This window comes from Pseudomonas sp. SBT1-2 (assembly GCF_028640875.1).
Lineage (GTDB): Bacteria > Pseudomonadota > Gammaproteobacteria > Pseudomonadales > Pseudomonadaceae > Aquipseudomonas > Aquipseudomonas chlororaphis_I.
In genome coordinates, this window is record NZ_JAQZAA010000062.1 from 1 (window position 1) to 22,459 (window position 22,459).

General features: G+C 65.2%; 19 protein-coding genes and 1 pseudogene. 12 read left to right on the forward strand and 8 right to left on the reverse strand.

The genetic code is table 11. The features are described from left to right. A partial coding sequence (locus PVZ78_RS08415) for a transposase family protein (protein WP_273828319.1) occupies positions 1–263 on the reverse strand: 263 nt, incomplete at its 3' end. A gap of 563 nt (positions 264–826) precedes the next feature. On the opposite strand from PVZ78_RS08415, the gene PVZ78_RS08420 reads away from it, so the two are divergent. The 3 genes from PVZ78_RS08420 (at position 827) to PVZ78_RS08430 (ending at position 6,704) form a co-directional block, all read left to right on the forward strand. After that, on the forward strand, positions 827–2,620 hold the full coding sequence (locus tag PVZ78_RS08420) for a DUF1302 domain-containing protein (protein ID WP_009047036.1): 1,794 nt from the start codon (positions 827–829) through the stop codon (positions 2,618–2,620). Positions 2,621–2,643: 23 nt separating this feature from the next. Beyond that, positions 2,644–4,011 carry a DUF1329 domain-containing protein gene (locus PVZ78_RS08425; RefSeq protein WP_110175439.1) on the forward strand — a complete coding sequence of 456 codons (1,368 nt, stop codon included), beginning with the start codon at positions 2,644–2,646 and terminating at the stop codon, positions 4,009–4,011. A 149-nt stretch (positions 4,012–4,160) separates the two neighbouring features. Then, on the forward strand, positions 4,161–6,704 hold the full coding sequence (locus PVZ78_RS08430) for a LuxR C-terminal-related transcriptional regulator (RefSeq protein ID WP_273828556.1): 2,544 nt from the start codon (positions 4,161–4,163) through the stop codon (positions 6,702–6,704). A gap of 149 nt (positions 6,705–6,853) precedes the next feature. Here PVZ78_RS08430 and PVZ78_RS08435 read toward each other — a convergent pair whose 3' ends face one another. Then, the gene (locus tag PVZ78_RS08435) at positions 6,854–7,645 is read right to left on the reverse strand and encodes an IclR family transcriptional regulator (RefSeq protein ID WP_009047039.1); all 792 of its coding nucleotides are present in this window, start codon (positions 7,643–7,645) and stop codon (positions 6,854–6,856) included. A gap of 166 nt (positions 7,646–7,811) precedes the next feature. Between PVZ78_RS08435 and hmgA the strand changes: the two genes are divergently transcribed. The 4 genes from hmgA to PVZ78_RS08455 all read left to right on the forward strand — a co-directional run bounded on the left by hmgA (position 7,812) and on the right by PVZ78_RS08455 (position 12,615). Further along, positions 7,812–9,116: a homogentisate 1,2-dioxygenase gene (hmgA, locus tag PVZ78_RS08440; protein WP_016701731.1), complete on the forward strand. Its 1,305-nt coding sequence runs from the start codon at positions 7,812–7,814 to the stop codon at positions 9,114–9,116. 3 nt (positions 9,117–9,119) lie between these two features. Further along, positions 9,120–10,424, forward strand: a complete 1,305-nt coding sequence (gene fahA / locus PVZ78_RS08445; protein ID WP_273828557.1) for a fumarylacetoacetase — start codon at positions 9,120–9,122, stop codon at positions 10,422–10,424. Positions 10,425–10,439: 15 nt separating this feature from the next. Continuing rightward, the gene (gene maiA / locus PVZ78_RS08450) at positions 10,440–11,078 is read left to right on the forward strand and encodes a maleylacetoacetate isomerase (RefSeq protein ID WP_273828558.1); all 639 of its coding nucleotides are present in this window, start codon (positions 10,440–10,442) and stop codon (positions 11,076–11,078) included. 166 nt (positions 11,079–11,244) lie between these two features. Beyond that, positions 11,245–12,615 (forward strand): MFS transporter, encoded by a 1,371-nt coding sequence (locus PVZ78_RS08455; RefSeq protein WP_009047043.1) that lies wholly within the window; start codon positions 11,245–11,247, stop codon positions 12,613–12,615. A gap of 12 nt (positions 12,616–12,627) precedes the next feature. Here PVZ78_RS08455 and PVZ78_RS08460 read toward each other — a convergent pair whose 3' ends face one another. The 3 genes from PVZ78_RS08460 to PVZ78_RS08470 form a co-directional block, all read right to left on the reverse strand. Beyond that, positions 12,628–13,095, reverse strand: a complete 468-nt coding sequence (locus tag PVZ78_RS08460) for a GNAT family N-acetyltransferase (RefSeq protein ID WP_124354614.1) — start codon at positions 13,093–13,095, stop codon at positions 12,628–12,630. Positions 13,096–13,151: 56 nt separating this feature from the next. Beyond that, the gene (locus tag PVZ78_RS08465) at positions 13,152–13,964 is read right to left on the reverse strand and encodes a class I SAM-dependent methyltransferase (protein WP_039967690.1); all 813 of its coding nucleotides are present in this window, start codon (positions 13,962–13,964) and stop codon (positions 13,152–13,154) included. Between the two features lie 67 nt (positions 13,965–14,031). Then, entirely contained in the window at positions 14,032–14,835 is an 804-nt protein-coding gene (locus PVZ78_RS08470) for a SirB1 family protein (protein WP_210475402.1), read from the reverse strand. Between the two features lie 183 nt (positions 14,836–15,018). Here PVZ78_RS08470 and PVZ78_RS08475 point away from each other — a divergent pair, with 183 nt between their 5' ends. The 4 genes from PVZ78_RS08475 to PVZ78_RS08490 all read left to right on the forward strand — a co-directional run bounded on the left by PVZ78_RS08475 (position 15,019) and on the right by PVZ78_RS08490 (position 19,331). Continuing rightward, complete coding sequence (locus tag PVZ78_RS08475; RefSeq protein ID WP_025806470.1) at positions 15,019–16,038, forward strand: Leu/Phe/Val dehydrogenase; 1,020 nt, start codon at positions 15,019–15,021, stop codon at positions 16,036–16,038. Between the two features lie 99 nt (positions 16,039–16,137). Further along, a complete protein-coding gene (gene pdhA / locus PVZ78_RS08480) occupies positions 16,138–17,232 on the forward strand; it encodes a pyruvate dehydrogenase (acetyl-transferring) E1 component subunit alpha (protein ID WP_009047047.1) in 1,095 nt (364 codons plus the stop codon). Further along, positions 17,225–18,211 carry an alpha-ketoacid dehydrogenase subunit beta gene (locus PVZ78_RS08485; RefSeq protein WP_009047048.1) on the forward strand — a complete coding sequence of 329 codons (987 nt, stop codon included), beginning with the start codon at positions 17,225–17,227 and terminating at the stop codon, positions 18,209–18,211. The genes pdhA and PVZ78_RS08485 overlap by 8 nt, the downstream gene beginning before the upstream one ends. Before the next feature lie 10 nt (positions 18,212–18,221). Further along, positions 18,222–19,331 (forward strand): dihydrolipoamide acetyltransferase family protein, encoded by a 1,110-nt coding sequence (locus tag PVZ78_RS08490; protein WP_038630629.1) that lies wholly within the window; start codon positions 18,222–18,224, stop codon positions 19,329–19,331. Between the two features lie 156 nt (positions 19,332–19,487). Here the strand turns inward: PVZ78_RS08490 and PVZ78_RS08495 are convergent. After that, positions 19,488–19,745, reverse strand: a pseudogene (locus PVZ78_RS08495) (YebG family protein); the annotation flags it as partial. A gap of 365 nt (positions 19,746–20,110) precedes the next feature. Here PVZ78_RS08495 and PVZ78_RS08500 point away from each other — a divergent pair. Further along, entirely contained in the window at positions 20,111–20,611 is a 501-nt protein-coding gene (locus tag PVZ78_RS08500) for a phosphate-starvation-inducible protein PsiE (protein ID WP_009042237.1), read from the forward strand. On the opposite strand, the gene PVZ78_RS08505 is transcribed toward PVZ78_RS08500, so the two are convergent. Together PVZ78_RS08505 and PVZ78_RS08510 are read right to left on the reverse strand one after the other, a co-directional pair. Continuing rightward, entirely contained in the window at positions 20,608–20,937 is a 330-nt protein-coding gene (locus tag PVZ78_RS08505) for a DUF3509 domain-containing protein (RefSeq protein WP_009047051.1), read from the reverse strand. The two genes, PVZ78_RS08500 and PVZ78_RS08505, sit on opposite strands and share 4 nt — an antisense overlap. Before the next feature lie 218 nt (positions 20,938–21,155). Beyond that, positions 21,156–22,457, reverse strand: coding sequence for a serine/threonine transporter (locus tag PVZ78_RS08510; RefSeq protein WP_028681685.1), 1,302 nt, complete (start codon positions 22,455–22,457; stop codon positions 21,156–21,158). Positions 22,458–22,459 lie beyond the last annotated feature (2 nt).

Below are 22,459 nucleotides of genomic sequence, written 5' to 3' on the forward strand. Positions count from 1 at the left end.
GTCTCCATGCGTTTGCCGCAGTCACGACAGCCAACACGTCTGAGCAAAACGCTGAGGCGCACTGCACGGCCGAGAATGGGCAAATCACGAACGACTCGCTCGCAATACTCGTGAGTGGTTGAACAGGGCTTTTGGCATCCACCACAGGAAGGGAATCGGGTGGTGTGGGGCGTCAGATCGATCTGTAGGGCATCGCCATCAGGCTTGATCGTGACGACAGAAAAGCCCTCCCAAAAAGGAAGGAAAGTATTAATATCGTGCATAAGAACGCCGGTTTTTTAGATGTGTTTGCTCGCACGAACATCATCAATCAAATCGGCGTTCTTGTTTCTGTGTTTCCCGGAATTCCGTGAAGAACCATAAAAAAGGCCGCTGCAAGGCAGCGGCCGAAGGAAGACGTTAGATCAAGGAGCAACAAATCAACGTCAGTGAACACCCGGTGAAGATCTGAATATCGTTGCTTCAAACCTTCTGAATCCTCTTGCCCCAAGGTGGCGTGATCACACCTCTGGGCGACTCTGCGTGGCTGTTTGCCGTGAGAGCGAGGCCAGAATAAGGGCTGGCCGCTCAATGAAAAATAGCGATTGTGGACAAGGACTGTTACAGCCTGGGCAATAGTAGTGCACGCCGTGCGGACATGCCCTGCAAGTGCGCAATCCATCCACCTGATACCCGTCCATCCAGCCCGTCGATGCACCGCGCAAAGGCCCGGCTGGCGGGGGCATTCATCCTTTCGAACGACAGCGCGAATACCTCCTTGGTGCGCTTATCGCTCCCGTGCCCCGGCAGTAGGGTGAGGCCTTCTGTCACTCACCGGGGAAGACGCATGACAAAAACAACAATGCGCGCCATCTTCACACCGCGGACGCTGGCCGTCGCGGTGGCCTTGGGGGGCTGCGCCCAGGCGCAGGCCGTTTCATTCAACATCGGGGAGATCGAGGGGCAGTTCGATTCTTCGCTGTCCATCGGCGCCAGCTGGGGCATGCGCGATGCCGACAAGGACCTGGTGGGTGTCTCCAACGGCGGTCGCGGGCAGTCCTCCACTGGCGACGACGGGCGCCTGAACTTCAAGAAGGGCGAGACCTTCTCGAAGATCTTCAAGGGCATCCACGACCTTGAATTGAAATACGGCGACACCGGCGTCTTCGTCCGGGGCAAATACTGGTACGACTTCGAACTCAAGGACGAAGACCGCGAGTTCAAGCCCATCAGCGACCACAACCGCAAGGAGGGCGCCAAGTCGTCCGGCGGGCAGATCCTCGACGCCTTCATCTATCACAACTATTCCATCGCCGACCTGCCGGGCACCGTGCGCGCCGGCAAGCAGGTGGTCAGCTGGGGCGAGAGCACCTTCATCGGCAACTCGATCAACAGCATCAACCCGATCGACGTGTCCGCTTTCCGTCGTCCTGGCGCGGAGATCAAGGAAGGCCTGATCCCGGTGAACATGCTGTTCGCTTCCCAGGGCCTGACCGACCAGTTGACCGTGGAAGGTTTCTATCAGCTGGAGTGGGACCAGACCGTGGTCGACAACTGCGGCACCTTCTTCGGCAACGACGTGGTGGCGGACGGCTGCACCACGGGATACACCGTCGGCAGCCCGGCGATCCGGCCGCTGCAACCGATTGCCGCGGCGTTCGGCCAGGGCTTCACCGTGGCCCCCGAAGGCGTGGTGATCGGCCGCGCCGGCGACCGCGATGCCCGCGACTCCGGGCAGTGGGGCACCGCTTTGCGCTGGCTGGGCGACGACACCGAGTACGGCCTGTACTTCATGAACTACCACGCCCGCACCCCGACGGTCGGCACCATCACCGCCGGGAGCAGCACCCTGGCGAGCATCCCGGGGATCGTCAGCAGCGCCAACAGGATCGCTCCGGGCACCGGTTCGGCCCTGGCCCAGAGCGTGATGCTCGGGCGCGGCCAGTACTACCTCGAATACCCGGAAGACATCCGCCTGTACGGCGCCAGCTTCTCCACCACGCTGCCCACCGGCACCGCCTGGACCGGCGAGATCAGCTACCGGCCCAACGCCCCGGTGCAGGTCAACACCAACGACTTGACCCTGGCCCTGGTCAACCCGATCGCCGGTGGCCTGGCGTCGCCGGTGCGGACCTCGGCGGGGGCCGACAACACCGGTTATCGGCGCAAGGAAATCACCCAGGTCCAGAGCACCCTGACCCAGTTCTTCGATCAGGTGCTGGGCGCCGACCGCCTGACCCTGGTGGGCGAGGCGGCCATCGTGCATGTCGGTGGCCTGGAGTCGAAAAGCCAGCTGCGCTACGGCCGCGACTCGGTCTACGGCCAGTACGGTTTCGGCGGCGATACCGACGGTTTCGTCACGGCCACGTCCTGGGGTTATCGCGCCCGGGCGATCCTCGACTACAACAACCTGATCGCCGGGATCAACCTCAAGCCCAACCTGTCCTGGTCCCACGACGTCAACGGCTACGGGCCCAACGGCCTGTTCAACGAAGGCGCCAAGGCGGTGAGCCTCGGGGTCGATGCCGACTACCGCAACACCTATACCGCCAGCCTCAGTTACACCGACTTTTTCGGCGGCGACTACAACACCCTCAAAGACCGCGACTTCCTCGCGTTGAGCTTTGGCGTGAACTTCTGACCCGACCCAGGAAGGACAACTTTATGCGCAAGACGATTTTGCAATGCGGTGCCCTGGCCTTGACCCTGCTGGCGGCCAACGTGATGGCGGCGGTCACCCCGCAGGAAGCGGACAAGCTCGGCACCAGCCTGACCCCGCTCGGTGCCCAGAAGGCCGGCAATGCCGACGGCTCGATCCCGGCCTGGACCGGCGGCATCGGCAAGAACGCCGGGGCGGTGGACGCCAAGGGCTTCCTCGCCGACCCGTTCGCCAGCGAAAAGCCGCTGTTCACCATCACCGCGGCGACTGTCGACAAGTACAAGGACAAGCTCTCCGACGGCCAGGTGGCGATGTTCAAGCGCTACCCGGAAACCTACAAGATCCCGGTCTACCCGACCCATCGCACGGTCGGCCTGCCGGCGGACATCTACGAGTCGGCCAAGCGCAGCGCGCTGAATGTCACCTCGATCAACGAAGGCAACGGCCTGGCCAACTTCACCGGCAACCGCTACTACGCCTTCCCGATTCCGAATAACGGCGTGGAAGTGCTGTGGAACCACACCACCCGTTATCGCGGCGGCAACCTGCGCCGGATCATCACCCAGGCCACGCCACAGACCAACGGCAGCTACACGCCGATCCGCTTCGAGGAAGAGGTGGCGGTGCCGCAGCAGATCCCCGACCTGGACCCGGAAAAAGGCGCCAACGTGCTGACCTTCTTCAAGCAGGCGGTGACCGCTCCGGCGCGCCTGGCCGGTAACGTGCTGCTGGTGCACGAAACCCTCGACCAGGTGAAGGAGCCGCGCCTGGCGTGGATCTACAACGCCGGCCAGCGCCGGGTGCGCCGCGCCCCGCAAGTGGCCTACGACGGGCCGGGCACCGCCGCCGACGGCCTGCGCACCTCGGACAACTTCGACATGTTCTCCGGCGCGCCGGACCGCTACGACTGGAAGCTGGTGGGCAAGAAGGAGATGTACATCCCCTACAACAGCTACAAGCTGGATTCGCCGAGCCTCAAGTACGACGACATCATCAAGGCCGGGCATATCAACCAGGACCTGACCCGCTACGAGCTGCACCGGGTCTGGGAGGTGATCGGCACGGTCAAGCCCAGCGAGCGGCATATCTACGCCAAGCGCCACATGTACATCGACGAAGACAGCTGGCAGGTGGCGCTGGTGGATCACTACGACGGTCGCGGCCAGCTGTGGCGGGTGGCCGAAGGGCATGCGCAGTTCTATTACAACGCCCAGGTGCCGGCCTACACCCTCGAAGCGCTGTACGACATCATCGCCGGGCGCTACATCGCCCTGGGGATGAAGAACGAAGAGAAGCACAGCTTCGAGTTCGGCTTCGCCGCCAAGGCCGCCGACTACACCCCGGCCGCCCTGCGCGCAGCCGGCGTGCGGTAAGGCCCGGGATACAAACGATGGCAAAAGGCGACCGATCGGTCGCCTTTTTTATGGGCGCGGATCAGCGCGCTGAATACTTCTCAACAAGCACCGGCGACAAGGCTAGGGTGAGGGCACGCAGGCTAAAACTATAAAAAAGGCACGCCGCAATGACCGCCATGACCCCCTGTCCTGGATTCCTGCCCCGTTTGTCCTCCCACCACCTGTCCCGCAGCCGTCTGAGTGCCCCGCTCCTGGCATCGCCGGCGCGGGTGAAGCTGCTCTGTGCGCCGGCCGGCAGCGGCAAGACGGCCCTGCTCGCCGAGTGCCTGTTGCAGGCGCCGGCCGCATGCCGGGTGTGCTGGTTGCCCCAGGCCGGGGCGGCGCAGACACCGCTGCAACTGTGCGGCGAGCTGGCGCGGGCGCTGGGCCTGGCCGCGGCGGACGAGGCTGCGGTGCTGGAGCATCTGGCGCAGGTGCAGGCCCCGACCTGGCTGTTCCTCGACGACTACTGCCGGGTCGCCGCGCCGCAGCTGGACTTGCTGCTCGACCGCCTGCTGGCGATCGGCAACCCGGCGCTGACCTGGTGGCTGGGCGGCCGCCGCCGGCCGCAATGCAACTGGCCGCGGCTGCTGCTCGACGACCAGCTCCACGAATGCACGGGCCCCGAGCTGGCATTCACCCAGGAGGACATCGAGCGACTGCTGCAGCAACTGCCGCAACCTTTGTCGATCCATACCGCCAGCCGGATTTTCCAGCGCAGTGCCGGCTGGTGCGCCGGGGTGCGCATCGCCCTGCTCGAAGGCAGCGACCTGGCGGCCGCGCCGTGCCGGCAGGGGCGGCCCAATACCCTGCTGGAATACCTGGAGCACGAACTGTTCAGCGTGTTGCCGGCGGAACTGTCCGAGGTCTGGCATGTGCTGGCGCACCTGCCGCGTTTCAATGCCGCGTTGTGCGAGCACCTGTTCGGCGCCGGGGAGGGCGCCCAGTATCTGCGGGCGTTGCAGGAGCTGGGCTGCTTCATCGAACCCTGGGACCCTGCGCCGGAGTGGCTGCAAGTGTTCGCCCCCCTGGCCCGGCTGATGCGTGACGAGCCCTGGCCGGCGGGACGCTCCTGGCATCGCCGCGCCTGCCAGTGGTTCGCTGCGCAGGAGGACTGGCAGGTGGCGTTCGAGCAGGCGTTGCTGGCGCAGGAATACGAAGTGGCGGTCAGCCTGTTGCAGCACTTCAGTTTCGAGCAGCTGTTCGAGCAGCAGAACGTGGTGTTGCTGTTGCGTCTGCATGAACAGCAGGGCGACGAACTGCTGCTCGGCAGCCCGCAACTGGTGGGGCTGTTGACGGCGGCCTTGCTGTTCGCCGGGCGTTTCGATCAGGCGCAATCCTGCGTGGCGCAGATGGCGCGTTTCGCGCCGCAGTCGACGGCCTCAGGGCAGAAGCAACTGGTAGCGCGCTGGCAGGCGCAGCAAGGGTGGCTGTTGCATCTGCAAGGGTTGATGGAACCGGCGCGGATGCATTTTCTCGAGGCGCTGACCGAACTGCCGGCCCATGCCTGGCCGACCCGCCTGCTGTGCCTTTCGGGCCTGACCCAGCAGGCCTTGCTCCGGGGCGAGCTGGAGGTGGCGCAGATGCTCAACCGCGAGGCGCTGTGCCTGGCCCGGGCCCAGCATTCATTGGTGTTCGAAGCGCTGCTGGAGCTGGACCATGCGCAGTTGCTGGAGCAGCGCGGGGCGCCCCACAGGGCGCAGAGCCTGCTGGACGAGGTGCAGCTATTATTGAGTCGTCAGGCTTATCGGGTCGGCCCGCTGCTGGGGCGGATCGCCTTGCGTCGCGGGCGCCTGGCCTTGCGTCAGGGCCAGGCGGAACAGGCTGCCGGGCATTTCCAGGACGGGCTCGAGCTCTGTCTGCTCAGCCATGACAAACGCGCCTTGTACGGGTTTCTCGGCCAGGCGTTTCTGGCCGCCAACCAGGGCGACTACGCCCATGCCTTTGTGCGCCTGCGCGATGCCGAGCGGCTGATGCAGCAACGGCAGATTCCCGACACCGTGTACCGCGCCGTGCTGCTGCAGGTCAGCAGCGTGTTCTGGTTGCAGCAGGGCCGGCCGGAACTGGCCCAGGAGGCCTTGAGCCGGGTGCTGCGTCACTACCGCGGGCCGCAGGCGCGTCAGGCGCCACCGGCCAGCCTCGAGCTGATTCCGCGTATCGAATACCTGCTGGTACTGGCCGAGGTGTACCTGCAGCGCGCCGAGGCGCCTGTGGCAAGTTTGCAGCGCCTGCTCGAACAGGCCCGGCAACGGGGCATGTTGTGCCTGCAAACCGAGTTGCAGCTGGCCCTGGCGGAGGTGGCTTTTCTGCTGGGGGACCGGGCGTTGTCCACCCGTGCCTTGCAGGAGGGGCTGGCGCTCGGTGCGCGCTGCAACCTGCACCAGGCACTGCATGAATTGCGTTTGCGTCAGCCGCGGATGTTTGAAGTCCAGCAAGTGGCTGAACCCGAAGAAGTGCCGCTGCCGGCGGCAGGGGAGAGCCCGCTGAGCCAGCGGGAACTGGAAGTGCTGCAACTGATTGCCCTGGGCAGTTCCAACCAGCAGATCGCCGAGCAGCTGTTCATTTCCCTGCACACGGTGAAAACCCATGCGCGGCGTATTCATAGCAAGCTCGGGGTGGAGCGTCGCACTCAGGCAGTGGCCAAGGCCAAGACGTTGGGGTTGATGCTGTAGCCGCTGGCGGAGCCTGCGATCGGCGTGGGCGGCATTCCGATGTAGTCGTCGTAACAGAAGGCTTTGCGAATTATCGGAGGTACCGCGTCGTCAGAGGTAGCGACGGCTGCGCCGTCGATCGCAGCCTGCGGCAGCGGCTACAGGGGGCTTTAGGGTTGGTAGCCCATGCGCCAGCTCACCGCCTGGGATGCCGCCAGCAGGCGCTGCGCCGCCGGGCCGTTTTCGTCGGCGTGGAACAGCGAGGTCGGGCCGACCACCGTCAGCACGGCGGCGACCTTGCCGGTGGCGTCGAACACCGGGGCCGACAAGGCATCCACACCGGGCATCAGCAGGCCATGCACATGGTGCAGGCCGCGCTGGCGAATCTGCTCACACAGGGCGGCATACACCTGATCGTCCGCCAGCGCGTGAGGCGCGTGGGCCTTGAGTTCCTGCTCGCGCAAATCGACGGTCTCGCGGTTCGGCAGGTAGGCACCGAATACCAGCCCGGTGGACGAGCTGAGCAACGGCAGCACCGAACCCAGTTGCGTCACTACTGTCACCGCACGCACGGCCGGTTCGATATGCACCACGGTCGCGCCCTGGTTGCCCCATACCGCGAGAAAGCAGGTCTCGTTCAACTCATCCCGCAGCTCGGCCAGGGGCAGGGCGGCGACCTTCAATACGTCCATGCTGCCCAGCGCCGCCATGCCGACCCGCAAGGCCTCGCGGCCCAGGCCATAGTGGTTGGTGGCGGTGTTCTGTTCGGCGAAACCGCTGGCGATCAATGCCTGCAGATAACGGTGGACCTTGCTCGCCGGCATCTGCACGTGTTCGGCCAGGCGCGACAGCGAGGTGGCCGGCGACAGCTCGGCCAGCGCCTTGAGGATGTCGGTGCCGACCTCGGCCGAGCGGACTTTCTGTTTACCGTTGCTGTCGCTGGTGCTGCGCGGCTTTTCCATGGAGGCGGTGTGATCCCGGGACGAATGGGCGTCTTTATAGCTTGACGGTCAATACCAATCAAATTACGTTATCCGTAATTGGATTACGATAAAAATAACGCAGGCGTGCCGAGAGCTCTTCCCATGGAGTCGCTGGCCGCTGCCAACTCCACTTCCAGGAGGCTCCATGAACCTCGATTCCACGGCGTCCGGGCTGGCGTACCAGTCGGGCTTCGGCAACCAGTTTTCCAGCGAGGCCCTGCCAGGCGCCTTGCCCGTCGGCCAGAACTCCCCGCAAAAAGCTCCGTACGGTCTCTACACCGAACTCTTCTCCGGCACGGCCTTCACCATGGCCCGCAGCGAAGCGCGGCGCACCTGGATGTACCGCATCCAGCCGTCGGCCAACCACCCGGCCTTCGTCAAGCTGGACCGCCAGCTGGCGGGCGGGCCGCTGGGCGAAATCACCCCCAACCGGCTGCGCTGGAACCCGTTGGATATCCCCAGCGAGCCCACCGATTTCATCGACGGCCTGGTGAACATGGTCGCCAACTCGGCGGCGCAGAAACCGGCCGGGATCAGCATCTACACCTACCGCGCCAACCGCTCCATGGAGCGCGTGTTCTTCAACGCCGACGGCGAGTTGCTGCTGGTGCCCGAACAGGGCCGCCTGCGTATCGCCACCGAGCTTGGGGTACTGGAAGTCGAGCCGCTGGAGATCGCGGTATTGCCCCGCGGCCTGAAATTCCGCGTCGAACTGCTCGACCCGCAGGCCCGTGGCTATATAGCCGAAAACCACGGCGCGCCCCTGCGCCTGCCCGACCTGGGGCCGATCGGCAGCAACGGCCTGGCCAACCCGCGGGACTTCCTGACCCCGGTCGCCCATTACGAAGACCTCAAGCAGCCGACCACCCTGGTGCAGAAGTTCCTCGGCGAGCTGTGGGGCTGCGAGCTGGATCATTCGCCGCTGAACGTGGTGGCCTGGCACGGCAACAACGTGCCGTACAAATATGACCTGCGCCGTTTCAACACCATCGGCACCGTCAGCTTCGACCACCCGGACCCGTCGATTTTCACCGTGCTGACCTCGCCCACCAGCGTGCACGGCCTGGCCAACCTCGACTTCGTGATCTTCCCGCCGCGCTGGATGGTGGCCGAGAACACCTTCCGGCCGCCGTGGTTCCACCGCAACCTGATGAACGAATACATGGGCTTGATCCAGGGCGCCTACGATGCCAAGGCCGAAGGTTTCGTGCCCGGCGGCGCTTCGCTGCACAGCTGCATGAGCGCCCACGGCCCGGATGGCGAAAGCTGCACCAAGGCCATCAACGCCGAGCTGCAACCGGCGAAGATCGACAACACCATGGCCTTCATGTTCGAGACCAGCCAGGTGCTGCGTCCGAGCCAGTTCGCCCTGGAGTGCCGGCAATTGCAGAACGACTACGATGCTTGCTGGGCCTCGCTGCCCGCCACCTTCAACCCGAATCGGAAATAACCCATGAATCAGCCAACCATCACCCGCAGCTGGGTTGCCTCCGCCAACGACCACGCCGACTTCCCGTTGCAGAACCTGCCGCTGGGGGTGTTCAGCCACAAGGGGTCGGCGCCACGCAGCGGCGTGGCCATCGGCGAGCACATCTTCGACCTGGAAGCGGCGCTCGACGCCGGGCTGTTCGAGGGCCCGGCCAATGCCGCGGTGGAAGCCACCCGTGGCGGCCAGTTGAATGCCTTTTTCGAACTGGGCCGCCCGGCCCGAGTCGCCCTGCGCGAACGCCTGCTGGAGTTGCTCGGCGAAGGCAGCAGCCTGCGCGGCAAGGTCGAGGCCCTGGGGGCGAAGCTGCTGCCCCTGGCCGCCGATTGCCAGATGCACCTGCCGGCGAAGATCACCGACTACACCGACTTCTACGTCGGCATCGAGCATGCGCAGAACGTCGGCAAGCTGTTCCGCCCGGACAACCCGCTGCTGCCAAACTACAAGTACGTGCCGATCGGTTACCACGGCCGCGCGTCCACCATCCGCCCTTCCGGTGCCGAGGTACGCCGGCCGAAAGGCCAGACCCTGCCCGCCGGTCAGAGCGAGCCGACTTTCGGCCCATGCGCGCGGCTGGACTACGAGCTGGAACTGGGCATCTGGATCGGCCAGGGCAATGAAATAGGCGAGCCGATCGCCATTGGCGACGCCGCCGAGCACATTGCCGGTTTCTGCTTGCTCAACGACTGGTCGGCGCGGGATATCCAGGCCTGGGAATACCAGCCGCTGGGCCCGTTCCTGTCGAAAAGCTTCATCACCAGCATCTCGCCGTGGGTGGTGACGGCCGAAGCCCTGGAGCCGTTCCGCCGTGCCCAGACGCCACGTCCCGAAGGCGACCCGCAGCCACTGCCGTACCTGCTGGACAAGCGCGACCAGGCCGCCGGTGGTTTCGACATCGAGCTGGAAGTGCTGCTGCTCACCGAAGCCATGCGCGAGCAAGGCCTGCCGGCCCACCGCCTGACCCTGAGCAACACCCAGTACATGTACTGGACCGTGGCGCAGATGGTCGCCCACCACAGCGTCAACGGCTGCCAGCTGCAGGCCGGCGACCTGTTCGGTTCGGGCACCTTGTCGGGCCCGCAAAGCAGTCAGTTCGGCAGCCTGCTGGAGATCACCGAAGGCGGCAAGAAGCCGATCGAGCTGGCTTCCGGCGAAGTGCGCAAGTTCCTCGAGGACGGCGACGAAATCATCCTGCGCGGCCGCTGCCGCCGCGAGGGTTTCGCCTCCATCGGTTTCGGCGAATGCCGCGGCAAAATCCTGCCTGCCCGTTAAGAAGAGGTGCGCGTCATGGAGCTCTATACCTACTACCGCTCGACCGCCTCCTACCGGGTGCGCATCGCCCTGGCGCTCAAGGGCCTGGATTACCAGGCGCTGCCGGTCAACCTGCTGGTCCCCGCCGGCGGTGCCAACCGCCAGCCGGAATACCTGCGGATCAACCCGCAAGGCCGCGTGCCGGCCTTGCGCACCGATGACGGCGAGCTGCTGATCCAGTCGCTGGCCATCATCGAGTACCTGGAGGAACGTTATCCACAGGTGCTGCTGCTCTCCCAGGAGCTGGCGGCCCGCGCCCACGAGCGGGCAGTGGCGTTGCTGATCGGCTGCGATATCCATCCGCTGCACAACTCCAGCACGCAGAACCTGTTGCGCCAGTGGGGCTACGACGAGGCCCGGGTGCTGGAGTGGATCGGCCACTGGATCAGCAATGGCCTGGCGGCGGTCGAGCAGTTGATCGGCGAGCAGGGTTATTGCTTCGGCGAGCAACCGGGGCTGGCCGACACCTTCCTGATTCCCCAGCTGTACGCGGCCGAGCGTTTCAAGGTGCCATTGGACGCCTACCCGCGGATTCGCCGGGTCGCCGCCCTGGCCGCCGAACACCCGGCGTTCCAGAAGGCCCATCCGGCCAACCAGCCCGATACGCCTGCCTGACCTCTATTGCCGCTGCCACGGCCTGTGGCAGCCGCAATAGAAGATATGCCCGTAGGTGCAAGCCTGCTCCCGCACCTGAAGACGTACACAAGACCGATCATTGCCGCCCAAGAGCAATGACGGTCTGCCGGCTCCCATAACCATAAAAACCAGCAGGTACCTTGCGATGCACAATCAGATTGCCAGCTTCCGGGAGGCGCTCGACGCCCGTCCCGTGTCGCGTTATCAGTGGTTGCTTCTTCTGCTTCTGGCCCTGTTGCTGGTCACCGATGGCTACGACGCCCAGGTGCTGGGTTATGTGGTGCCGGCCCTGGCCCAGGACTGGGGCCTGGAGAAAGCCGCGTTCGGTCCGGTGTTCAGTGCCAACCTGCTGGGCCTGACCCTGGGCTCGCTGGCGGTGACGCCGCTGGCGGACCGTTTTGGCGTGCGGCGGATCCTGCTGGCCTGCGTGCTGATCTACGCCAGCCTCACGGTGATGATGGTGTTCGCCGATTCGCTGAACAGCCTGATGGTCGCGCGTTTTATCTGCGGCATCGGCATGGGCGGGGCGATGCCCAGCGCCATGGCGTTGATGTCGGAATATTCGCCGCCGCGCCTGCGCACCCTGATGGTGACCCTGGCCGCCTGTGGTTTCTCCTTCGGTGGCGCGGCCGGCGGTTTTGTCGCCGCGGGCTTCATCGACAGCTTCGGCTGGCAGGCGGTGTTCCTCGCCGGCGGTGTCACGCCGTTGCTGCTGTTCCCGTTCCTGGTCTGGTTCCTCCCTGAGTCGCTGCCGCGCCTGCTGCGCGATCAGCCGCCTTATGCCCGCCTGCGCAAGGTTACCGCGCGCATGTTGCCGGACTGGCAGCCACCGGCCGCCTCGGCCGCGCAGAACCAGGCCGAGCAGGGCAGCAAGCTCACGGTGATCGAGTTGTTCCGCCACGGTTATGCGCGTCCGACGCTGCTGATCTGGTCGACCTTTTTCGTCAGCCTGATCCTGCTGTATTTCATGATCAGCTGGTTGCCGTCGCTGCTGCTGGAAAGTGGCCTTGGCTTGAACGAGGCGAACCTGGTGACCTCGATGTTCCTGTTCGCCGGTACCCTGGGGGCGATCTGCATGGCCTGGTTCGCCGACCGCCTGCAACGCAAGGTGCGGCTGCTCTCGGCGGTGCTGGCCGGCGCGGCGCTGTGCACCCTTCTGTTGGGCCTGAACCACGACAACCCGCGCTACCTGGTGGCCTTCGTCTTCGCCGCCGGCTTCTGCATCATTGGCGGCCAACTGACCCTCAACGCCTTCGCCAGCAACTTCTACCCGGCCCATGTCCGCGCCACCGGCACCGGCTGGGCCCTGGGCGTCGGCCGCTTCGGCTCGATCCTCGGCCCGCTGTTCGGCAGCCTGCTGCTGGCGATGCACATCCCGGTGCAGCAGATCTTTTTCTTCTGCGCGATTCCGGCGGTGATTGCGGCGTTGCTGATCATCCAGGTGCGTTCGCCGTCCGAGGCTTCTTCGGCAGGCGCGGGGCCTGCCCCGGAACTGCAGGCGCCGCTCAAACCCTGAACGAGCGCGGGCTCAGCGTGCCAGATGCTTGATCATCGGCACGCAGGCCAGGGTCAGGCCCCGGGGCGACTGGTACTGGGCAATCCGTTCGCCGACGAAGCCGCAGTGGCGATAGAAGTCCGCAGCGTTCAGGGTCGAGTCCAGGGCCAGGTGCGGCAGGCCGGCCTGCCGCGCCAGTTGTTCGAGGTAGTTCATCATCTGCCGGCCGATCCCGCGGCCCATGTACGCCGGATCGACAAACACCGCATCGACCTGCCCCGACTCGAGGTCGAGCATGCCGCTGGCGGCGATCTGGTCGTCGATGACGGCTACGTGCCCGGTCTTCTCCAGGACTTCGACGAAGTAGTCCCCCAGGTTGCCGGCGGTCCAGACCTGCAGGTCCGCGGCGGGGTAATGGCCGCTGCACTGGTGGTTGATGGCTTGGTTGCGAATGACGAAGACGCGTTGCGCGTCGTCGCCATGAGCTTTTCTGATCAGCATGCTGTGCCCATTCCCTGGTGTGAGCCGAGCATCCTGGCAGAGCCCGGACGGGGCTGTCATGCCGCCCTGGCCTGGATCAGCAGCAGCCCCCAGCCGGTCAGCAGCGTGCCGTCCGCCCGGAGCAAGGGTTGTGTGGCCGTGCGCAGTTCGCTCTTCATCAAGGCGCGATTGGCGGGTGTCAGGCGATCCAGGTCGTAGGTTTCTCCCAACGAGTCCCAGAGCTCCTCGAAGGTGGGCGTCCACTCAAGGTCCAGTTCCTCGAATTGCAGTGAGCTGAAGTGGTGGTCCAACAGCGCCCGCCATCCACTCTGTGACTGAGTACGGGGATCCACCAGGGGCAGGGGACGGAGCTGGTCGCGCCGGGCGGCGGCGCGGAAGGCCTGCACGTAGTGCTGGCCCGGCTCGCCCAACAGAAAGGCCCGGCCGACGATGGCCGAGAGTTGCCCGCCCTTGGCCAGGACCCGATGGATTTCCTCCAGCACCTGTTCGATATCGCTCATCAGCATCAGGGCCAGGTGCGAGACCACGGCATCGACGCTGCCGGTGGCCATCGACAGGCACTGGGCCCGCTCATTGAGCAGCACGCTGCGGTTCGCGAGGCGGGTGTGTGCCGCTTGCAGTTCGGTGGCGCTCATGTCCACGCCGATCAACCGCGCTTCGGGATATTCCCTGGCCAGCAGATCCAGGAGGAAACCGTCGCCGCAGCCCAGGTCCAGCACCCGCGCGCGAGGCTGAGCGGTGGCGAGCGTGGCCGCCAGCATCTCGTAGGAAGAACCGCGCCCTGGCAGGATCAGTCCGGAAAAGGCCGGCGGCGTGGTGCCGGGGCGACGCTGGTGAAAGTCCTGAAGAAAGCGTTCGGCGCTGTTCATGCTGTTCATCCTTGAAGCAAACGGAGAGTCGTTGCCGGGCATTGTGGCATGGAGGCAGAGCGCCCCGTCAGTGCACGATGGTATTGGGCGGCAGATGGCCCAGGCGTTCGGTCAGGCGCAGGCGCTGGATCGGGTCTTCGCTGAGCAGCAGGGCGTGCTCCAGGTCGAAGCGTTCGGCGTTGGGGCAGTCCAGGTGCTGGTAGAGGCTGGCGCGGGCCAGGTAGTCGGAGGCGCTGCCATTGCCCAGTTCCAGGACCCGCTCGGCGTCGATCAGCGCATTGAGGTGGTCGTCGTGGCTCAGGTGCAACTGGCGCAGGTTGCGCGACAGGCGCTGGAGCATCTGCTGCGGGCTGGCGGTGGCCAAGTGCTCGGCGGCCAGCTTGATGTTCGGCCCGTACTGGCGTTCCAGCAGTTCACGGCAGTCGTTGGGGTACAGGCGGCGCCCGCCGCAGGGATCGAGCAGGTGATCGGCGCCGGGCACGCGCAATAGAAAGTGCCCGGGGAAATTGACCCCGACCATGGGGATTTCCAGGCGCCGCGCCAGCTCCAGGGCGATCAGCCCCAGCGCCAGCGGTTGCCCGCGCCGGGTGTGCAGCACCTTGTCCAGCAGCGCCGCCTGTGGCCGCAGCGGCAGGAACTCGTCCTGCTGGAAGCCCAGGTCGTTCATGCGCCGCAGCAGCGGCTGGCCCAGTTCGCTGACCGGCAGCAGCGGCAAGCCGGAGCTGACCCGCTGTTGCAGCTCCTTGAAATCCTGCAGCAACTGCTCGGTCGATACCTCGGTGTCGTGTTCGGCAGCGATCCACAGTGCCGCCTCGAAAAGGGCGGGCGGGGACTGTTGCAGGCAGGCGAAAAAAGCTTGACGCGGGTTCATCGAAATCTCCGGCGAATGCCTCGTTTTAGCCCCGTCGCGGGCGTTCGTCCAGTGCCGTACACATGCCGTAGCAGGTTATTTCCTAAAGCCTGAAAAGGTGTCCGGCTTATTCCCGCGCACTCCAGCAATTTTCATGCACAAGCCTATACTGGCGACTACAAGAAGTGATTCGGGAGCCCGACGATGTTCGCTCTCATGCAAAGCACTCGCCTTGAATCGCTGCACCTGAGCGTTGACTCGGCCACCGGGTTGAAGGCGGTGATTGCCATTCATAGCAGCCGCCTGGGGCCTGCCCTGGGAGGCTGTCGTTACCTTGCCTACCCCGACGACGAAAGTGCCGTGGTCGATGCCGTGCGCCTGGCCCAGGGCATGAGCTACAAGGCCGCCCTGGCCGGCTTGCCACATGGCGGCGGCAAGGCCGTCATCATCCGTCCGCCCCATGTCGAAAGCCGCGCCGCGCTGTTCGAAGCCTTCGGCCGTTGCGTCGAGCAACTCGATGGCCGCTACATCACCGCCATCGACAGCGGCACCTCGGTCGCCGACATGGACTGCATCGCGCAAACCACCCAGCACGTCACCAGCACCACCGCCTCCGGCGACCCGGCACCGCATGCCGCCATGGGCGTGTTCGCCGGCATTCGCGCCACCGCCATGGCTCGCCTGGGCAGCGACAACCTCGAAGGTTTGCGGGTCGCGATCCAGGGCCTGGGCAATGTCGGCTTCGCCCTCGCCGAACAACTGCATGCCGCGGGTGCCGAGTTGCTGGTCAGCGACATCGATTCCGGCAAGGTGCAACTGGCCATGGAGCAACTGGGCGCCCACCCGATCGCCAACGAAGCCTTGCTCAGCACCCCGTGCGACATCCTCGCGCCCTGCGGGCTGGGCGGCGTGCTCAACAGCCACAGCGTGGCGCAACTGCGCTGCTCGGCGGTGGCCGGCTCGGCCAACAACCAGCTGACCAACCTGCAGGTCGCCGACCAGCTGGAAAACCGCGGCATCCTCTACGCGCCGGATTACGTGATCAACGCCGGCGGGCTGATCTACGTTTCGCTCAAGCATCGCGGTGAAGACCTGGCGACCATCACCGCCCACCTGTCGAAGATCAGCCAGCGGCTCACCGAAGTCTTCGCCCACGCCCAGGCTGAAAAGCGCTCCCCGGCGCGGGTGGCCGACGACTTGGCGGAGCGCGTGCTGTACCGCTAGGGGCGAAGGCCTTACCCGGCCATTGCGTCCTGTAGGCCCCGCGCCACAAGCGCGAGGCGCAACAACTGCACGCTGACCCGGCGTGCCAGGAGCCATGTGATGCCTCACAAGGTTGCACTTCCCTATACCCGCTATTTGTCCCCGGACGGCCAGTTGCTCGGCGACCTGCCGGCCTGGGCCGACGACTTCAATCTGCTGACCCGGCTCTACCGGCAGATGGTCCTGACCCGCCTGTTCGACCAGAAAGCCGTGGCCCTGCAACGCACCGGACGCATCGGCACCTACGCGCCGACCCTCGGCCAGGAAGCCATTGGCGTGGCCATCGGCAGCCTGATGCGACCCGAAGATGTGCTGGTGCCCTATTACCGCGACACCGCCGTGCAGCTGATGCGCGGGGTGCGCATGGAGGAAATCCTGCTGTACTGGGGCGGCGACGAGCGCGGCAGCGATTTCGTCGACCCGGCGGTGGCCGAGGACTTCCCGATCTGCGTGCCGATCGCCACCCAGGCCCTGCATGCCTGTGGTGTGGCCAGCGCATTCAAGATCCGTGGCGAGCACCGGGTGGTGGTGACCACCTGTGGCGATGGCGCCACCAGCAAGGGCGACTTCCTCGAAGCCCTCAACGTGGCGGGCACCTGGCAGTTGCCGGTGGTGTTCGTGGTCAACAACAACCAGTGGGCAATCTCGGTGCCACGGCGTATCCAGTGCGGCGCGCCGACCCTGGCGCAGAAGGCCATCGGCGCCGGCTTCCACGGCGAACAGGTCGATGGCAACGACATGCTCGCGGTGTACGACCGGGTGCAGGTGGCCCTGGAGCGTGCCCGGCACGGCAAGGGACCGGTGCTGCTGGAATGCCTGAGCTATCGCCTGGGCGACCACACCACCGCCGACGATGCCACACGCTATCGGGCCGCGGATGAGGTCAAGCAGGCCTGGCTGGAAGAACCGATCAAACGCCTGCAACGCTTCATGGTCGGGCAGGGCGTCTGGGAAGGCAACCGCGAGCAGGCGCTGATGGGGGAATGCCAGGCGCTGGTGCAGCGCGCTGTGGATAACTTCGAGGCGGCGGGCACCCAGGCCCCCGAGTCGGTACTGGACTACGTCTACGCGCAGTGGCCGGCGGCCCTGGCCGAGCAGCGCGAGATGTTCCTCGAACGGCTGGCGCGGCGTGCGGGAGGTGCGGACCATGAGTAACGGCACATTCAGCCTGCTGGAAGCGGTGAACCTGGCGCTGCACCGGGCCATGGCCGAGGACGAGAACGTGATTGTCCTGGGTGAGGACGTCGGAGTGAACGGCGGAGTGTTCCGCGCCACCCTGGGGCTGCGCGACAGTTTCGGCTTCAAGCGGGTGATCGACTCGCCACTGGCGGAAACCATGCTCGGCGGTCTGGTGATCGGCATGGCCGCCCAGGGCCTGAAGCCGGTGGTGGAAATCCAGTTCATGGGTTTTATCTACGCGACCATGGAGCACCTGGTGTCCCACGCCAGCCGCATGCGCAACCGCACCCGCGGGCGCATCACCTGCCCGATGGTGCTGCGCACGCCCATGGGCGCGGGCATTCGCGCACCGGAGCACCACAGCGAAAGCACCGAGGCGCTGTTCGCCCATATCCCGGGGCTGCGGGTGCTGGTGCCGTCCTCGCCGGCGCGGGCCTACGGGCTGCTGCTGGCGGCCATCGACGATCCCGATCCGGTGCTGTTCCTCGAGCCGACCCGGCTCTACCGCATGAACCCGCAACCGCTGGTGGACGACGGCAAACGGCTGCCGCTGGACAGTTGTTTCACCCTGCGCGAAGGCAGCGACATCACCCTGGTCAGCTGGGGCGCGAGCATTGTCGAGACCTTGCAGGCCGCCAACGCGCTGGCCGAGCAAGGCGTGTCGGCGGAGGTGATCGACGTCGCCAGCATCAAGCCGCTGGACCTCGACACCCTGGAAGCTTCGGTGCGCAAGACCGGGCGCTGCGTGATCGTGCACGAGGCGCCACGCACCTGCGGCGTCGGCGCGGAAATCGCCGCCAGCCTCTACGAGCGGGCGTTGCTGGAATTGCAGGCGCCGATTCTGCGGGTCACCGCGCCGGACATTCCACCGCCGCTGTATCGCCTGGAGTCGCTGTACATCCCCGGCGTCGAAGACATTCTTCACGCCTGCGACAGCACCCTGAACTTCGCCTGAGGAGGCTGCGATGAAATATTTCAAACTGCCCGATCTGGGCGAAGGCCTGCAGGAAGCGGAAATCGTCGAGTGGCACGTCAGGGCCGGCGATAGGGTCAAGGCCGATCAGTTGCTGGTGTCGGTGGAAACCGCCAAGGCCCTGGTGGACATTCCCGCGCCCTATGACGGGGTGGTGGCGAAAACCTACGGCGCGCCGGGCGACATCCTGCATGTCGGCGAACCCTTGCTCGGCTACGAAGGCGAGGCGGATGCCGGCACCGTGGTCGGGCGCCTCGAGGGGGGCGGGGCCAGTCAGGAAGATCGGTTTTTTGTCGGTGCCGCGCCCTCGACCCGCGAACACATGGCGGCCCGCGCCACGCCAGCGGTGCGCCAACTGGCCCGGCAACTGGGCGTGGACGTGAATGCCTTGAGCGGTTCGGCCAAGGACGGGCTGGTCACCCGCGGCGATGTGGAAAACGCCGCGCAGCAGGAACGCGAGCGGTTCGGCGGCGACCGGCTGCGCGGGGTACGCCGGAGCATGGCACTGAACATGGCCCGCTCCCATGCCGAGGTGGTGCCGGTGACGATTTACGGCGATGCCGACCTGCACCGCTGGGGCCAGGCCCGCGATCCGCTGATCCGCCTGGCCAAGGCGCTGGCGGCGGCCTGTGCGGTGGAACCGGTGCTCAACAGCGCGTTCGATGGCAAGACCCTGTCGATCAAGCAGCACCAGCACCTCGACCTGGGCATTGCCGTGGACACCCCCGATGGCCTGTTCGTGCCGGTGCTGCGCAATGTCGGCCAGCGCGACGCGGACGACCTCAAGGCTGGAGTGACGCGCTTGCGCGCCGATGTGCAGGCGCGTTCGATTCCCCCCCAGGAGATGATGGGCGCGACCCTGACCCTGTCCAACTTCGGTACCCTGTTCGGCCGTTATGCCAACCCGGTGGTGGTGCCGCCGCAAGTGGCAATCCTCGCCGCCGGGGTGATCCGCGACGAGCCGGTGGCCGTGAACGGCGCGGTGGTGGTGCATCCGCTGCTGCCGCTGTCCCTGACCTTCGATCATCGGGTGGTGACCGGCGGCGAGGCGGCGCGGTTTTTCAAGGCGCTGGTCGAAGCGCTGGAGCAACCCGAGCTTTAGTTTTCCACAGGCATGAAAAAGGCCCTGAGCCAAAGACTCAGGGCCTGTTCAATTCGAGCCTGCTTACTTGGCGGCTTTGCTCGCCTTGGCGGGCTTGGCCGGTGCTGCGGGTTCCGCGGCTTCGGGGGCTGGCACCTGAGCCTCTGGCTCGGCCGCCGCAACCGGCGCGCTGAGCAGTTCGGACAGAGCGTCCGGCTGGCTCTTGAAGGCCTTGGCGAACACATCGCGGTTCTTCGCCATGTAGATCCCGGCTTCTTCCACCTGCTGCTCGCTCAGGGACGGCACAGCTTTTTGCAACACTTGCGCCAGCAATTCAGCCAGTTCGAGCATTTTGTCATGACGGTCAGCTTCGGCTTTATCCATGAACAAGCGCTCCAGATCTCGGCTGCTGCGGTATACCACTTCGACGGCCATTCACCACCTCACATGCCTTCACGATAATGGGTCTTTGCTACTACTGTATTTATATACAGCGCGCAGAATAAGCGAATCCTGCTGCTTTGAATAGTGGCTTTTTAATCTAGCCGGGTTTCAGGGTTTGTCAGCCCTCCCCTGTAGGAGCGAGCTTGCTCGCGATCCGCGCAGCGGCCATTCACCACCTTGTCTGAACAGACGCTATCGCGAGCAAGCTCGCTCCTACAGATTGCCGCCGGTCTGAACGTGCCTTGTCTGCATCAGCCACCATCTCACCCCCAGACGCTGGCCTTTTTTCTGCATGCAGAACAACCGTCACGTCCAACCCGCATCATCCGGTCGAGTCGACCTAAGGAAAAACCATCGTGAAAATCAATTGGGCCGAGAAACTGCGGCAGAACGTCCACCAGCTGGCCGAGTCCCTGGGCAACCTGTTCGTCGAGACCTTTCACTACCTGGCGCTGTTCGCCATCGGCGCGGTGACGGCCTGGGCGGCGGTGATGGAATTTCTCGGGATGCTCGAAGAAGGTCATATCAAGATCGATGACATTCTCCTGCTGTTCATCTACCTCGAACTGGGCGCCATGGTCGGCATCTACTTCAAGACCAACCACATGCCGGTGCGCTTCCTGATCTACGTGGCGATCACCGCGCTGACCCGCCTGCTGATCTCCAACGTGTCGCACCACAACCCGCCGGACCTGGGGATCATCTACCTGTGTGGCGGCATCCTGCTGCTGGCCTTCTCCATCCTGGTGGTGCGCTATGCCTCGTCGCAGTTCCCGTCGGTGAAGATCGAACACCCGCAACGCAAGGTCGGCGCGGGTTCCAGCGAGCATCCGGAAGTCGAGAAGGGCGAGCTTTAAATCGCTACGGTCAGGGGCGGCCGGTTAGCGGGCCGGCCCTTGGCGGCCGGCAGCGGCAGCTTGAAGCTGTCGCTGTTGGTCATGGCTTCGAGGATGGCCATGGCGCTGTGGCCCTGCTCGATGGCGATGCCGAACTGAATGCTTTGCACCAGGCGCTTGAGCCGCTGCGGATCGTTGCGCTGCTCGGCGCTGATCATGCGCTTGGCCACGACCCGGCCGGCCTTGGACAGGGTCAGCATGATGCTGCCGTCCAGGCCCTGGATGCTCAGGTTGACCCGGTATTCCGGGGCGAAGGCATCGGTAATCAGCTGAAAGGGGTTATCCATGTGCGTCACCGCCTGATTGTATCGTGCAGTCATTGACCGGCTGTGGTCGGGATTAGTTCGCATCTCCAGACCACTGGCAGGCCGTTCGCTGAGGTTGGTTAACGTCCGTATTCCTCCGCTCTTGCAAAGCAAAGGGCATGCCGGGAAAACCGCCGGCCAATAAATCCGGGGGCGAAAAAAAACGGACCAAAAGGTCCGTTTTTCTTTGGCTACCCGTTTCAGGGCATGAACGAATAAATGATCGCTGACAGTGCGATCAGGCCGATCAGCACCACGAACAGGTTCGACAGCTGGCCCGAATACTGGCGCAGCGATGGCACCCGCCGGATCGCGTACATCGGCATCAGGAACAGCAGGCAGGCGATCACCGGCCCGCCCAGGGTTTCGATCATGCCGAGGATGCTCGGGTTGAAGGTGGCCACGGCCCAGCAGGTCAGGACCATGAACAGCGCGGTGCAACGCTCCAGCCAGCGCGACGACAGGCTCCGGCCACGGCTGCGCAGGCTTTTCACGATCAGCCCCTGGAAACCCTCGCTGGCGCCGATGTAGTGGCCGAGGAAGGATTTGGTGATCGCCACCAGTGCGATCAGCGGCGCGGCATAGGCGATCACCGGGGTCTGGAAGTGGTTGGCCAGGTACGACAGGATCGAGATGTTCTGCGCCTTGGCCGCGGCCAGGTCGGCCGGCGACAGGGCCAGCACGCAGCTGAAGCAGAAGAACATCACCGTCAGCACCATCATGCCGTGGGCCACGGCGAGGATGCCGCGGCTCTTGCGTTCGGCCTGGGCGCCGTAGTGGCGCTTCTGGTCGACGGCGAAGGCGGAGATGATCGGCGAATGGTTGAACGAGAACACCATCACCGGGATCGCCAGCCACAGGGTCTTGAGGAACAGCGGCATAGACATGCCGTCATTGGCCGAGGCGAAGAAGGCGCCGTTCCAGTTCGGGATCAGGCTGAGGGCCAGCAGCAACAGCGCGGCGACAAAGGGATAGACCAGCACGCTCATGGCCCGCACGATCACGCCCTGGCCACAGCGCACGATGGCCATCAGGCCGAGGATCAGCACCAGGGACAGGATCGCCCGCGGCGGTGGCGTCATGTGCAGTTGGTGTTCCATGAAGCTGCCCAGGGTGTTGGTCAGCGCCACGCTGTACACCAGCAGGATCGGGAAGATGGCGAAGAAGTAGAGCAGGGTGATCAGCTTGCCGGCGCCGATGCCGAAGTGTTCTTCCACCACTTCGGTGATGTCGCCGGAGCGGCCGGACAGGACGAAGCGGGTCAGCCCGCGGTGGGCGAAGAAGGTCATCGGGAAGGCCAGCAGCGCCAGCACGATCAGCGGCCAGAAGCCGCCAACCCCGGCGTTGATCGGCAGGAACAGGGTGCCGGCGCCGATGGCGGTGCCGTACAGGCCGAGCATCCAGGTGGTGTCGTGTTTGCTCCAGCCCTGGCTGGTGGTCGTGGTGTCGCGGGCAGTCTCTACGGCAGGGTTTTCGGCAGCGGGTGTTCGTACATCGGTCATCG

Bases quoted from the DNA above. Each gene is read 5' to 3' on its own strand.
- PVZ78_RS08420 (WP_009047036.1), top strand. From the start codon at position 827: ATGACAAAAACAACAATGCGCGCCATCTTCACACCGCGGACGCTGGCC.
- PVZ78_RS08425 (WP_110175439.1), top strand. From the start codon at position 2,644: ATGCGCAAGACGATTTTGCAATGCGGTGCCCTGGCCTTGACCCTGCTG.
- PVZ78_RS08430 (WP_273828556.1), top strand. From the start codon at position 4,161: ATGACCGCCATGACCCCCTGTCCTGGATTCCTGCCCCGTTTGTCCTCC.
- PVZ78_RS08435 (WP_009047039.1), bottom strand. From the start codon at position 7,645: ATGGAAAAGCCGCGCAGCACCAGCGACAGCAACGGTAAACAGAAAGTC.
- hmgA (WP_016701731.1), top strand. From the start codon at position 7,812: ATGAACCTCGATTCCACGGCGTCCGGGCTGGCGTACCAGTCGGGCTTC.
- fahA (WP_273828557.1), top strand. From the start codon at position 9,120: ATGAATCAGCCAACCATCACCCGCAGCTGGGTTGCCTCCGCCAACGAC.
- maiA (WP_273828558.1), top strand. From the start codon at position 10,440: ATGGAGCTCTATACCTACTACCGCTCGACCGCCTCCTACCGGGTGCGC.
- PVZ78_RS08455 (WP_009047043.1), top strand. From the start codon at position 11,245: ATGCACAATCAGATTGCCAGCTTCCGGGAGGCGCTCGACGCCCGTCCC.
- PVZ78_RS08460 (WP_124354614.1), bottom strand. From the start codon at position 13,095: ATGCTGATCAGAAAAGCTCATGGCGACGACGCGCAACGCGTCTTCGTC.
- PVZ78_RS08465 (WP_039967690.1), bottom strand. From the start codon at position 13,964: ATGAACAGCGCCGAACGCTTTCTTCAGGACTTTCACCAGCGTCGCCCC.
- PVZ78_RS08470 (WP_210475402.1), bottom strand. From the start codon at position 14,835: ATGAACCCGCGTCAAGCTTTTTTCGCCTGCCTGCAACAGTCCCCGCCC.
- PVZ78_RS08475 (WP_025806470.1), top strand. From the start codon at position 15,019: ATGTTCGCTCTCATGCAAAGCACTCGCCTTGAATCGCTGCACCTGAGC.
- pdhA (WP_009047047.1), top strand. From the start codon at position 16,138: ATGCCTCACAAGGTTGCACTTCCCTATACCCGCTATTTGTCCCCGGAC.
- PVZ78_RS08485 (WP_009047048.1), top strand. From the start codon at position 17,225: ATGAGTAACGGCACATTCAGCCTGCTGGAAGCGGTGAACCTGGCGCTG.
- PVZ78_RS08490 (WP_038630629.1), top strand. From the start codon at position 18,222: ATGAAATATTTCAAACTGCCCGATCTGGGCGAAGGCCTGCAGGAAGCG.
- PVZ78_RS08505 (WP_009047051.1), bottom strand. From the start codon at position 20,937: ATGGATAACCCCTTTCAGCTGATTACCGATGCCTTCGCCCCGGAATAC.
- PVZ78_RS08510 (WP_028681685.1), bottom strand. From the start codon at position 22,457: ATGACCGATGTACGAACACCCGCTGCCGAAAACCCTGCCGTAGAGACT.